This window comes from Variovorax sp. OK212 (assembly GCF_900112425.1).
Classification (GTDB): Bacteria; Pseudomonadota; Gammaproteobacteria; order Burkholderiales; family Burkholderiaceae_C; genus Variovorax.
In genome coordinates, this window is the sequence record NZ_FOLP01000015.1 from 126510 (window position 1) to 139419 (window position 12910).

Genomic DNA, 12910 nt, shown 5'->3' on the forward strand with positions numbered 1-12910 from the left:
CGCATGACGCTTGCATGACGCCCGCCGGTTCGTGACGCAGCGCGAGAACTCCCGAGGATTTTCAATCGGACTGACACGCGCCGCTGCCACGATCGCCGGACTGACCCGCCTTCGATGTCCTTTGTGTCTTCTGTTCTGGGGAGTGGAGAAATGGCCGCACGTTCAGCCCGTTGCCGCGCACGCCGGCACCCCGTGCGCCCGCGCGGCTTCACCCTCATCGAGCTGATGGTGGTGCTGGTCATCATCGGCGTGCTGGCGGCGCTCATCGTGCCCAGCCTGATGGACCGGCCCGACCAGGCGCGCGCCACCGCGGCGCGCCAGGACGTGGCCGCGATCATGCAGGCGCTGAAGCTCTACCGGCTGGACAACGGCGCCTACCCGAGCTCGACGCAAGGCCTGCAGTCGCTGGTGGCCAAGCCTACGGCGGGCAAGGTTCCCGCCAACTGGCGCACCTACCTGGAACGCCTGCCTTCGGACCCCTGGGGCAACGCCTACCAGTACCTGAACCCCGGCACGCACGGCGAGATCGACGTGTTCTCGCTGGGCGCCGACGGCGAGCCCGGCGGCGAGCAGGCCAATGCCGACGTCGGATCCTGGTAGCGGAGCGTGCACACCACACCGGCCAGGGGGGTGCCAGCGCTTGTGCACGGGCATGCGCACGGGCACGCGCATGCGCACGGGCACGGGCACGTGCATGCGTGCGCGCGCCAGCAGGGCATGGCGGTGGTGAGCGCGCTGCTCATCGTCGCGGTGATCGCCATCCTCGCGGCCAGCCTGCTGGGCCGGCAGTCGGCCTTCATCCGGACCACGCAGGGCGACCAGGCGCGCGCGCAGGCGCGCTGGCTGCTGCGCGGCGAACTCGGCCAGGCGCAGCGCACGCTGCGCGCCGAGGCCGTGCGCGAGCCCACCACGCGGCTGGACGGCGCCTGGCACCAGCCGTTCACGCGCGCGGCCAGCGGGCAGGTCGCGGTGGAAGGCGGGCGGCTGGTCAGCGAGATCGCGGACGAGCAGGCCAGGTTCAACCTGCGCAACCTGGCGGACCGCGGCTACCTCGACCCGGCCGAGGTCGAGGTGTTCATGCGGCTGTGCGCGCTGGCCGGCGTGCCGCAGCCGGCGGCGCGCGCGGTCGTGCGGCGCGTGGTGCTGAGCCTGGGCGATGCGCAAAGCGAGGCCAGCGCACCTACCGCGCCCGCCGCGCCCGTCGTGGCCACCGACGCGCTGCCCGGCACGGTGCGCGAACGCGCCGCCAGGCTCGCCGAAAGCATGGGCCTGCCCGCCGAACTGCCGCGCACCGCGCAGGCGCCGCGGCTGCGCGCGCTCGAAGACCTGCTGGCCGTGCCCGGTGTCGATGCCGCCCAGCTCGCGCGGCTCGCCCCCTTCGTGACCGTGCTGCCCGAGCGCACCTGGATCAATGCGAACACGGCGAGCGCCGAGGTCGTCGCCTCCGGCGTGGCAGGGCTGTCGCTGGACAACGCCCGCGCCTTGCTCGCGGCGCGCGACCGCGGCCAGTGGTTCGTCAACCGCGGCGACTTCGCCAACCGCCTGCGCATGCCGGGCCTGGACACCGCCGAAGTGCGCATGGGCGTCACCAGCAACTGGTTTCGCGTGTCGAGCGTGCTGGACACCGCGCGCACGCGCTTCGTGCAACGCGCCTTGCTGCATGACGACAAGGGCTCGCTGCCGCGCGTGGTGTGGCTGCGGGAGGGGGTTTGAAGGCCGGCCTGCTGCGGCTGCAGCTGCCGCCCTGGCCCGGCCGTGCGGACGCGCACGTCGCGCTGCGCTGCGGCTGGCGCCTGCCCGACGGCACATGGGGCGACGGCGGCATGCTGGCGCTGGGCGACGTGGCGCGCAAGTTTCGCGCGAAGCGGCTGGAGGCCTGCCTGCATCCGGGCGACGTGCCCATGGCCGCGTTCACGCTGCCGCCGCTGGCGGGGCGGCGCCTGCGCGCGGCCGTGCAGGGCGCCATCGAGCCGTGCGCGCTGCAGCCGCTGGACCGGCTCGTGACCGCCTTCGGGCCGCGTGCCGAAGACGGCACCGTGCCCGCCGCGTGGGCCGCGCGCGACGCGGTGAGCGGCTGGCAGGCGCTGCTGCGCGCGCACGGCCTGCCGGTGCGCGCGCTGCACCTGCCCGCCGCCTTCCTGCCGTGTGTGCCCGAAGGCGCGGCGGCGTGCCGCATCGACCAATGGCTCGTGGTCCGCACCGGCAAGGACCATGGCTTCGTTCAATGGCTGCCCGAGGGCGCAGCGCCGCCCGCGGCGCTGCGGTTGATCGAAGACGGTGCCGCCGAGCGCTGGTGCGGCGAAGGCTGGAGCTGGTCGCTGCCCACGAGCGAAGCGGGAGGTGTGCTCTCCGGTGCACACAGCACCGTGCCGGTCGGCGCGCTGCTCGGCTGGGGCGCGCTGGCCATGGCCGTGGGGCTCGCCGGACTGAATCTCCATGCGAAGCAACTCGCCACGCAGGGCCAGGCGCTGAAGCGGCAGATGGCGGCGCGCGTGAAGGCGGCCTTTCCCGAGGTGCCGGTGGTCGTCGATCCGGTGCGGCAGGCGAAGCAGCAGAAAGAGGCGCTCGCGGCCGGTGCCGTGCCCGCCGCCGCGGGGCTGCTGCGGGCCGGCGCGAACCTCCTCGCGCAGGCGCAGGCGCAGGCACAGGTGCAGGTGCAGGTGCCGGCTGGCCAGGTGCAGGGGCTGCGCTACACGGCCGGTGAACTGCACATTCGCTGGCGCGACGGCGGCGCACCGGCGGCCGACGAGCGGCGCGCGCTGCAGGCACGGGCGGCCGAGCAAGGCCTTGCCGTGCAGGCCGATGCGCAGGGCCTGCGCGTGAGCATCGCGGCCGTGAATGCCGCAGATGCCGTGGACGCCGCGAAGGTCCGCAAGGCCGACGACGTGAAGGGCACGCCGTGAGCGCCGGCCGCCTTCACTTCGTGCGCAAGCGGTGGAAGGGTCTGCACGACGCCACCGCGCGTTGGCAGGCGCTGCCCGCGCGCGACCGGCTGGCCGTGGGCGCCGCCGTCGTCGCCATGGCCTTGCTGCTGTCGTGGCTGGTGTTCGCGAGGCCGGCACTGGACAGCGTGACGCGCTGGCAGCGCGAGCTGCCCCGGTTGCGCGCGCAGTCGGCCGAACTCGACCGGCTGCTGTCGGACGTGCCCGCCGCGCGGGCGCCCGCGACTGCCAGTGCCAGCGAAGCGCCGCAGGCGGGCCTGGACCGCGCGGGGCTGCAAGGCCTCTACCGCATCGACACGCTGGTGGCCGACGCGCCGCCGGGCGCGGGCAAGCCGCCGCCCGCGAAGGCGTGGCGCATCGAGTTCAGCGAGCCGGTGCCGGCCACGCGGGTCTTTCCGTGGCTGCTGGACGTTGCCGCGCGCGCCGACCTCGAGGTGACGGGCATCGCGATCGACCGCGCGGACGCCCCCGAAACAAGCGGCGCGCAAGCGCCAGGCCGCGTGCGCGGCGTCGTGGACCTGCAGTCCACCCCTCTCTACAAGGATGGCCCGTGAGACGAGATCGACAGGGCGCAGCGATGCGCCGATGGACCCTGGCGTGCAGCGTCGCGCTGACGGGGCTGACGGGGCTGGCGGCCGCTGCACCTGCAACGCCCGCCACGCCTGCACAGGCCGCCCGCAGCGGCAGGGACGAGCGGGTGGTGCTCAACTTCGTCGATGCCGACATCACCTCGGTGGTCTCCGCGCTGGCCCGCTTCCTGGGCCGCAATTTCCTGTTCGACCCGCGCGTGAAGGGCCAGGTCACGCTGGTCTCCGAAGGCGAGGTGTCCGCCGCCACGGCCTACGGCATGCTCGCGACGGCGCTGCGCATGCGCGGCTTCGCGATCGTCGACGTGGGCGAGGTGAGCCGCGTGGTGCCCGTGGCCGACGCGCGGCAGCAGGGCGGCGCGGTCAACGCGCGCAGCGCCGGCGGGGGCCTGGCCACGCGCACCTTCCGCCTGAACTACGAGAACGCCGAGGCGATGGTGCCGGTGCTCAAGCCGCTGATCGCGGCCGAGAACAGCATCGCCGCCTACCCGGCCAACAACACGCTGGTGGTGACCGACTACGTCGACAACCTCGAGCGGCTGGCGCGCATCGTCGAGAGCATCGACACGCCGACCTCGCTCGACGCGGAAGTCGTCAAGCTGCGCAACGGCGTGGCCGTGGACATCGCCGGGCTGGCCAACGAGCTGCTCGAGGGCACGGGCGACAAGGGCCGCCGCGACATCGTGGTGCTGGCCGATCCGCGCTCCAACAGCATCGTGATCCGCTCCAGCAGCCCGGGGCGCACCGCGCTCGCGCGCGAGCTGGTGGCCAAGCTGGAGAACGCGCAGAGCGACCCCGGCAACCTGCACGTGGTGTACCTGCGCAATGCGCAGGCGGTGCATCTGGCGGGCGTGCTGCGCGGGCTGCTGACGGGCGAGTCGCCGGACGCTTCGGGCGCGGGCGGCAGCTCGGTGCGTGCGGCGCTGGGTGCGGGCGGGATGCTCGGCGGCGCAGGCGGTGCAGGGGGCACGAACGCAGGCGGTGGTGCGAACGGCGGCGCCGGCGGCACCGGCGCGACGACCAGCACCAGCGGCGGCGCCAGCTCGGGCAGCAGCCTGCGCGGCGGTGCGTTGCGCGCGGGCGGCAACGGCGCATCGGCGGGCGGCACGGGCAACGCCGCGGCCTTCTCGGCCGGCGGCGTGACGGTGCAGGCCGACGCCACCACCAACACGCTGATCATCGCGGCGCCCGAGCCCATGTACCGCAGCCTGCGCCGCGTGATCGACACGCTCGACCAGCGGCGCGCGCAGGTGCTGGTGGAGAGCCTGATCGTCGAGGTGACCGAGCGCGACGCATCGGAGCTGGGCATCCAGTGGATGGCCGGCGGCGGCAACGGGCGCGGCGTGCGCGGCGGCACCAACTTCGGCGCCGCCTCGCTCAATGCGAACGCGCGCAACACCCTCGAGGCGATGCCGCGCGGGCTGAACATCGGCATCGTCGACGGCACGGTCAACCTGCCGGGCGTGGGCGAGATCCTCAACCTCAAGCTGCTGGCGCGCGCGCTGCAGGCGAAAGACGGCGCCAACATCCTGTCGACGCCCAACATCCTCACGCTGGACAACGAGGCCGCCTCGATCATGGTGGGCAAGACCGTGCCCTTCGTGAGCGGCCAGTACGTCACCAACGGCAACAGCAGCACCAACCCGTTCCAGACCATCCAGCGCGAGGACATCGGGCTGAAGCTCAACATCCGCCCGCAGATCTCCGAGGGCGGCACGGTCAAGCTCGACATCTACCAGGAGGTGTCGAGCATCGACGAGCAGACCTCGGGCGCGGCCGGCATCGTGACCAACAAGCGCGCGCTGGACACCAGCATCCTGGTGGACGACGGGCAGATCATGGTGCTCGGCGGCCTGATGGAAGACAGCGTGGCCAACGGCACCGAGGCCGTGCCGGGCCTGGGGTCGCTGCCGGTGGTGGGCAACCTGTTTCGCTACGACAAGCGCCAGCGCGTGAAGACCAACCTGATGGTGTTCCTGCGGCCCTACGTGATCCGCGACGCCAACGCGGGGCGCGGCCTCACGCTGGACCGCTACAACTTCATGCGCATGCAGCAGGGCCGCGCGCGGCCGGTGCCGCATGGCCTGCTGCCCGACACGGGCGCGCCTGCGTTGCCGCCAGCCGATGTGCCGACCGCCTCCGTTGCCGGCCGGCAGGGCGGCGCGGCGGAAGTGGACCTGCGAGCGCAGAACTGGGAGCGCACGCGCGAGCAGGCGCCGCCGCCCACCGCGTCGGCCAGCGAAGTGCGGCAAGCGCCGATGCCGGCCGCACCGCCGCCGCCGGTGCTGCGCTCGCAGCTGCCCAAGGGCGTGACGGTCGACTCCGACCCCGCCGCGCTGTATGACGGCATGAACGACAAGGTCTCGGTGGTGCAGATCGCCGACGTGCAGGCCGAGCAGGACGCGGTGCGCATCGTGAAGCGGGTGCGCATCAGCGGCATCGGCGCGTACATCGTCGGCGGGCCGGGCGGCGAGGGCAACCTGGTGCGCGCGGACATTCCGCGCGACCCGCAGGCGGTGGACAACGCCATCGCGGTGCTGCGCGAACTCGGCTACCGGCCCGAGCTGGTGGTGACGCCGTGAACGGCGTGGCACCGTACGCCGCCGCGCTGCCGCACGCCTGGGCGCGCACGCACCGCGTTGTGTTGCGCAGCGAAGGCAATGAAGGAAATGAGGGTGAAGTGCCGTGCCTCGTCGTGTGCGAACGCACGCCGGGCTGGGCCATTGCCGAGGCGCGCCTGCGGCTGGGCGCGCTGCCGCTGAAGCAGGTCTCGTCGCAGGAGATGGACGCGCTGCTCGGCGCCAGCTATGCCGAGACGGGCGACGCGGCCTCGGTGGTCGGCGCGGTGGAGCAGCAGGTCGACCTCGACCGCCTGATGCAGGACATGCCCGCCGTCACCGACCTGCTCGACGCGCAGGACGACGCGCCCGTCATCCGCATGATCAACGCGCTGCTGGCGCAGGCCGCGCGCGACGGCGCGAGCGACATCCACCTCGAGTCCTTCGAGACGCATTCGGTGGTGCGCTACCGCGTGGACGGCACGCTGCGCGACGTGGTGGCGCCGCGCCGCGCGCTGCATGCGGCGCTGATCTCGCGCATCAAGATCATGTCGCAGCTCGACATCGCGGAAAAGCGCCTGCCGCAGGACGGGCGCATCACCTTGCGCGTGGGCGGCCGGCCGATCGACGTGCGCGTGTCCACCGTGCCGACCGCGCACGGCGAGCGCGCGGTGCTGCGCCTGCTGGAGAAAGACGCGGGCCGCCTGCGGCTCGAGCGCCTGGGCATGGCCAGCGACACGCTGGCCGAACTCACGCGCCTGGTGCGCCAGCCGCACGGCATCGTGCTGGTCACCGGCCCCACGGGCAGCGGCAAGACCACCACGCTGTACGCCGCATTGAGCCAGCTCGACATGAGCACCAGCAACATCCTCACGGTGGAAGACCCGGTGGAGTACGACCTGCCCGGCATCGGCCAGATCCCGGTGCACGGCAAGATCGGCATGACCTTCGGCGCGGCCCTGCGCGCGGCGCTGCGGCAGGACCCCGACAACATCATGATCGGCGAGATCCGCGACCTGGAGACCGCGCAGATCGCGGTGCAATCCTCGCTCACCGGCCACGGCGTGCTGGCCTCGCTGCACACCAACGACGCGGTGTCGGCCGTCACGCGCATGACCGACATGGGCATCGAGCCCTTCCTGCTGTCGTCGTCGCTGCTGGGCGTGCTGGCGCAGCGGCTGGTGCGCTGCCTGTGCCCGGCCTGCAAGGCGCCGCGCGAGACGCCCGAGGGCGGCGTGACCTACGTGGCCGTGGGCTGCGCGGCCTGCGGCCATTCGGGCTTCAAGGGGCGCACCGGCATCCACGAGCTGTTCGTGGTGCACGACGATGTGCGCCGGCTCATCCACGAGGGCGGCGACGAGCAGGCCATGCGCGCCGCGGCCGCCAGGCGCGGCATGCGCTCCATGCGCGAGGACGGCCAGCGCTGGGTGCGCGAAGGCGTGACCACGGCCGAAGAAATCCTGCGCGTGACGCGCGACGCCTGAGCCCGACCGGAGCGCTTCCAGATGCCACGCTTCGCATACGAGGCCGCGACGACCGGCGGCGAACTGCAACGCGGCACCGCCGAAGGCGAGTCCGCGCGTTCGGTGCGCGCGCAGTTGCGCGAGCGCGGCCTGGTGCCGCTGGAGGTGCGAGAACAGGCCGGCGACGGCGGCGCGCTGGCCTGGCTGAACCCGCGCCTGGGCGCGGCCGACCTGTGCTGGGCCACGCGCGAACTTGCGAGCCTGCTGGGCGCGCGGCTCACGCTGGAGGCCGCGCTGGTCGCCACCATCGAGCAGGCCGAGCGCAAGCACGTGGCCGATGCGCTGAGCGCGGTGTGCGACAGCGTGCGCGCGGGCATGCGGCTGGCCGATGCATTGGGCGAACGCCCGCGCGACTTTCCGCAGATCTACCGCGCGCTGGTGAGCGCGGGTGAAGATTCGGGCGATCTCGCCCGCGTGATGGAGCGGCTGGCCGACTACCTGGAGAACCGCGACAACCTGCGCGGCAAGGTGCTCACCGCCTTCATCTATCCGGCCATCGTGGGCTTCGTGTCGCTGTGCATCGTGGTGTTCCTGCTGGGCTACGTGGTGCCGCAGGTGGTGGGCGCGTTCGCGCAGGCGCGCCAGGAGCTGCCGGCCATCACGCGCGCGATGCTGGCCGCGAGCGCCTTCGTGCGCGAATGGGGCTGGCTCACCGCGGGCCTGGTCGCCGGCGCGGGGACGCTGGCGCGCGCATCGCTGCGCGACGCGGGCCGCAAGCTGCGCTGGCATGCGCTGGTGCTGCGCCTGCCGCTGGCGGGGCGCTTCGCGCTCGGCGTGGACACCGCGCGCTTCGCGTCCACGCTGGCGATCCTGATGGACGCGGGTGTGCCGCTGCTGCGCGCGCTGGAGGCCGCGCGCCAGACGCTGGTGAACGAATGGATCAAGCGCTGCGTGCTCGAGGCCACCGGCCGCGTGAAGGAGGGCACGCCGCTCGCGGCGGCGCTGAAGGCGCAAAGAATCTTTCCGTCGAACCTCGTGCACCTGGTGGCCAGCGGCGAGAAGACGGGTGCGCTCGCGGCAATGTTCGAGCGTGCCGCACTGAACCTTTCGCGTGACCTCGAGCGCCGCGCGATGCGCCTCACCACGCTGCTGGAACCCTTGATGATCCTTGCGATGGGCGGTGTGGTGATGGCCATCGTGCTGGCCGTGCTGATGCCCATCATGGAGATCAACCAGATGGTGCGCTGAGCGTTTTGTTCGGGAGCATTTCTCTCCGTGTTCCCGAGTTCGTTTCCGCCTGTTGTCACCTGTGGAAAAGAAGATCAAAGGCGTCGCCAGAGGGGCGACACGGGAAGCGAAGGGACCGGCGAAAACACACACCGCGCCGGTCCTTGGCAGCTGATTTCTTTTGGTCCATTCCAAGGAGTTTTCATGCGTTCAAATTTCAAGACGGTCGCCCTGTCGACCATGATGATGGCGTGCCTGATGGCCGCCGGTGCCGCCTCCGCCCAGATCGCCGTCGGCGGTGGCGCGACGCTGCCCGAACCGCTGTACAAGGACCTGCTGCCCAGCGGCGTGGGCTCCACGAACTACACCTACACCGGCACCGGCAGCGGCGCCGGCAAGAAGGCCTTCCTGCAGAACAACGCGCAAGCCACCGTGGGCAGCGAGTTCCGCAATGAAAGCCTGGCAGCCCGTCCGATCTGGGCGACGACCCAGTCGGTGCATTTCGCCGGCAGCGACTCCGTGCTGACCGCCGCCGAACGCGACGCCTACAAGCTCGCTCACATCGAATCGTCGCCCGGCGTTCCGGTGACGGGTGCCGCCGCCTGGGGCCCGCTGATCCAGATCCCGGCCGTGGGCGCCGCTGTGCTGATCCCCTACAAGAGCTCCACCACCAGCGCCATCTCCAGCCTGAACCTGCCGGACGCCAAGATGTGCGCGGTCTTCTCGAAGACCAGCGGCGGCCGCACCTGGGGTGAACTGCTCGGCACCACCGACACCACGCCGATCCAGGTGGTCTACCGCAACGAAACCAGCGGCACCACCGAGCTGCTGGCCCGCTACCTGATGGCCGCTTGCCCGACCAGCGGCTTCGTCTTCTCCAACAACTTCCGCACCGTGGTTGCCGGCGCCCTGCCGGCCGGCACGCCGCAGCCCCGCCTGTCGACCGCTCCGGCCGACCCTGCCGCCGACGCCATCTGGACGTTCGTCGACGGCAATGGCGTCATGGCGACCTCGTTCACCACGGCCGGCCGCATCGGCTACCTGAGCCCGGATGTGGCTTTCAACCCGACCAACGCCACGCTCGTCGCGACGGTGAACGGCTTCGCGCCGGTTGCCTCCTCGATCAAGACGGCGCTTGCCAGCCAGACGCTGCCCCTGGGCGGCGCGTCGACCGACCCGCTCGCCTGGGTTCCGGCCTATGTGAAGCCGCCGGTCTCCGGCACCGGTGCCAGCTACCCGATCTTCGGCACCACCAACCTGCTGGTGAACCAGTGCTACAAGGACCCGGCGATCACCACCAAGGTCCGCAACTTCCTGGCCCGCCTTTATGTGCCGAGCCCGCTCGTCGCCTCGCACGGCTTCGTTGCGCTGCCTGACGGCACCGGCGTCGCTGGCTCCAACGCCAACTGGAAGTCCGCCATCCAGACCACGTTCCTGAGCACGACCGCCGCCCTGGGCATCGGCAACACCAACGTCTGCAACGGCATCGGCCGTCCGGTGAGCAACTGATCGCGTCCTGGCGCATGTCCTTGCGCGACCGCGACCGCGACAGCAAGGTGCTGGCGGTCGTGGAAAAGCCCCGAGACCACTGGCTGCGCCCCGGCGCATTCCGGACCTCGGGGCTTTCCCATGCGCACGCGATCGACGGCCGGAATGCGACGGCCGCCGCCGGTTTTCCGATGTCATGCAAGCGTCACCGCCCAGAGCTAACGTGGGCCGGATTTGCCGATGTACCCCGCCTGCCGGGCGGCGAACGCCGCAACCCAGGAGCATGTGCGCCCACCCGGTATGAGAGCGAAGACGGCATCGGTCGGTGTCCTGGCACTGGCATGGTGCCTTGGCGGCGGTGCCATCCCGTTCGCCGCGCTGGCGCAACGGCCGGCGCCGGTCGCGGTGGCGACGTCCGCGGCGGGCATCGAATTCGACATTGCCGCGCAGCGCCTGGGCGATGCCATCGCCGCCTACAGCAAGGCGACGGGGCTGGACATCCTGATCGACGGCGCTCACGCACAACGGCTGTCGGCAGCGGTGCGCGGCACGTTCAGTGCCATGGAGGCACTGGAGGCCATGCTGGCCGGCACGGGGTTGGAGGCGCGCCATGCGAGCGCGACATCGGTGGTGATCCGCGCATCGCGCACGGCCGGCGGCACGGCCTCGTTGCCGCTGCCGCCCGACGCCGAGGGCATGGAGGAGTCGGGGTTCAAAGAAGGGGAAGTCTTGCATCAGTCCTATGCCGCCCTGGTCCAGCGGGCCTTGAACGGCACCTTGTGCGCCTCGACGCAGACGCGTCCGGGCAGCTACCGCCTGGCGCTGCAGCTGCACGTGGACACGCGCGGCGTGGTGGACCGCCTTCGCCTGTTGAGCACGACCGGCGTGTCCGACCGCGACGCGGCCATACAGATCCGGTTGCGGGGCCTGTCCGTCGGCAGCCCGCCGCCGCCGTCGCTGCCGCAGCCGATGGTCGTCCTGCTGCTGCCGGAAGGGCCGGGCGCATGGTCCGACTGTGCGCGGGCGGGCGCCGACGCGAACGGGCGCATGCCATGAGCGAAGGCATGTCGTCCACGTTGCGCGCGCGCATGGTCGCGCGCTATGTCGAGTTGCGCGGCAAGCTCGAGCGCATCGTCGGCTCGCGCGACGACGCGGCCGATGCCATGCAGGAAACCTGGCTGCGGCTTTCCGCGATGAGTTCCACGGCGAACGACGGCGGCACGGTGAACAACGCCGACGCCTACCTGCTGCGCATGGCCGCGAACATCGCCACCGACCGCTACCGGCAGGACAACGTGCTGCTGGTGCGCGGCGAGATCGACGACCTGCTGCACATCGTGGACGAAGCGAGCGACCCCGAGCGCATTGCCAGCGCGCGCAGCGATGTGCAGGCGCTGAGCCTCGTGCTCGGGCGCATGCCCGAGCGGCGCCGGGCGATCCTGGTGGCCGCGCGCGTCGAGGGCCAGCTCAACGACGAGATCGCGCAACGGCTCGGGGTGTCGCTGAGCACGGTCGAGAAAGAGCTGCGCGCCGCGCTCGAATACTGCAAGAAGCATTTGCCCGACGTGGAGGCCGCGCAGCGCGGCCACTTCGCCGGTGCCAGAAAATACTGATGAGCGTCATGTCTTCCTCCAAACCCGAGTCCGTGCTTCAACGCCAGGCCCAAGCCTGGTGGGTGCGCCTGCACTCGGGCCAGGCCACCCGCGCCGACGCGGATGCGTTTCGCCAATGGGCGACCCACAGCACGGCGCATGCGCAGGCCTGGCGCGAGGTCATGCGGACGTGGTCCGCCCTCGATCCGCTGCTCGCCGAGGAAGCCGTGCGCCAGGCATCGCGCGCCCGCGCATTCCCCTGGTTCCGCGCCTTGTCCGGTACCTGGTCGGGCCTCTCGGCGGCCTTGCACTCCCCGGGGCGCCGGGCCTTTCTTGGCGGTGCGGTCGCGGCCTCGGTGGTTGCGGGCGTGGTCGCCGTCGATCCGCCGCTGGGGCTGTGGCCTTCGGTCGGCGAGCTGACGGCGGACTACCGCACCGCCACCGGGGAGCAGCGGCAGCTGGCGCTCGCGCAGGGCGTCAGCGTGCGCATGAACACGCAGACGCTCATCAACCGCATCGGCGCGGGCGCGAACCCGCACGGCATTGCGCTGGTGACGGGCGAGGCCGAGGTCGCGGCGAACGGTGCGAGCGACTTCCTCGTCGAGTCCGGCGGCGGCCGCCTGCTGGCCCGTGCCGCGCGCTTCAACATCCGCCACACCGGCGCGCAGGTCTGCGTGACCTGCCTGGACGGCCGTGTGACGGTGTCGGCGAACGGCGAACAGCGTTCGCTCGAAGCAGGGCGGCAGGTGACCTATGACCAGCAAGGCCTGCGCGAGGTGGTGCGGGCGGACGAGGCCAGCGTGAGCACGTGGCGAACGGGCGTGCTGTCGTTCGACCGCATGCCGCTGTCGGAGGTGATCGACGAGATCAACCGCTACCGGCCCGGCAAGGTCTTGCTGCGCAACGACACGCTGGGCCGCACGCTGGTGCGGATGCAGCTGAACCTGCGCAGCATCGACAACGCGCCCGTGATGATTCGCGAGCTGTACGGCGCACGGCTGCGCAGCCTGCCGGGCGGCATCGTGGTGCTGAGCTGACGCCGTTCGAATAATT

The 12910-nt window shown here is 71.8% G+C and carries 11 protein-coding genes; all 11 read left to right on the top strand.

Translation table 11 applies throughout. From position 1 onward, the window contains the following. Positions 1–150: 150 nt before the first annotated feature. The 11 genes from gspG (at position 151) to BM004_RS30545 (ending at position 12894) form a co-directional block, all read left to right on the top strand. Positions 151–600 (top strand): type II secretion system major pseudopilin GspG, encoded by a 450-nt coding sequence (gspG, locus tag BM004_RS30495; RefSeq protein ID WP_093135966.1) that lies wholly within the window; start codon positions 151–153, stop codon positions 598–600. A gap of 30 nt (positions 601–630) precedes the next feature. Next, the gene (gspK, locus tag BM004_RS30500) at positions 631–1713 is read left to right on the top strand and encodes a type II secretion system minor pseudopilin GspK (RefSeq protein ID WP_143072564.1); all 1083 of its coding nucleotides are present in this window, start codon (positions 631–633) and stop codon (positions 1711–1713) included. Further along, complete coding sequence (gene gspL / locus BM004_RS30505; RefSeq protein ID WP_093218958.1) at positions 1710–2903, top strand: type II secretion system protein GspL; 1194 nt, start codon at positions 1710–1712, stop codon at positions 2901–2903. The genes gspK and gspL overlap by 4 nt, the downstream gene beginning before the upstream one ends. Next, the gene (gene gspM / locus BM004_RS30510; protein WP_177206648.1) at positions 2900–3496 is read left to right on the top strand and encodes a type II secretion system protein GspM; all 597 of its coding nucleotides are present in this window, start codon (positions 2900–2902) and stop codon (positions 3494–3496) included. Before gspL ends, gspM begins: the two co-directional genes overlap by 4 nt. Positions 3497–3519: 23 nt before the next feature. Beyond that, positions 3520–6111, top strand: a complete 2592-nt coding sequence (gene gspD, locus BM004_RS30515; RefSeq protein ID WP_093218961.1) for a type II secretion system secretin GspD — start codon at positions 3520–3522, stop codon at positions 6109–6111. Continuing rightward, positions 6108–7571, top strand: coding sequence for a type II secretion system ATPase GspE (gene gspE / locus BM004_RS30520; RefSeq protein WP_177206649.1), 1464 nt, complete (start codon positions 6108–6110; stop codon positions 7569–7571). The genes gspD and gspE overlap by 4 nt, the downstream gene beginning before the upstream one ends. 21 nt (positions 7572–7592) lie before the next feature. After that, positions 7593–8798 carry a type II secretion system inner membrane protein GspF gene (gene gspF / locus BM004_RS30525; RefSeq protein ID WP_093218963.1) on the top strand — a complete coding sequence of 402 codons (1206 nt, stop codon included), beginning with the start codon at positions 7593–7595 and terminating at the stop codon, positions 8796–8798. A 183-nt stretch (positions 8799–8981) separates the two neighbouring features. After that, entirely contained in the window at positions 8982–10286 is a 1305-nt protein-coding gene (locus BM004_RS30530) for a substrate-binding domain-containing protein (RefSeq protein ID WP_093135978.1), read from the top strand. Between the two features lie 219 nt (positions 10287–10505). Further along, a complete protein-coding gene (locus BM004_RS30535) occupies positions 10506–11321 on the top strand; it encodes an STN domain-containing protein (protein ID WP_143072565.1) in 816 nt (271 codons plus the stop codon). Further along, positions 11318–11878 carry an RNA polymerase sigma factor gene (locus tag BM004_RS30540; RefSeq protein WP_093135982.1) on the top strand — a complete coding sequence of 187 codons (561 nt, stop codon included), beginning with the start codon at positions 11318–11320 and terminating at the stop codon, positions 11876–11878. The genes BM004_RS30535 and BM004_RS30540 overlap by 4 nt, the downstream gene beginning before the upstream one ends. An 8-nt stretch (positions 11879–11886) precedes the next feature. After that, positions 11887–12894 (top strand): FecR family protein, encoded by a 1008-nt coding sequence (locus BM004_RS30545; RefSeq protein ID WP_177206650.1) that lies wholly within the window; start codon positions 11887–11889, stop codon positions 12892–12894. The last annotated feature ends 16 nt before the right edge of the window (positions 12895–12910 follow it).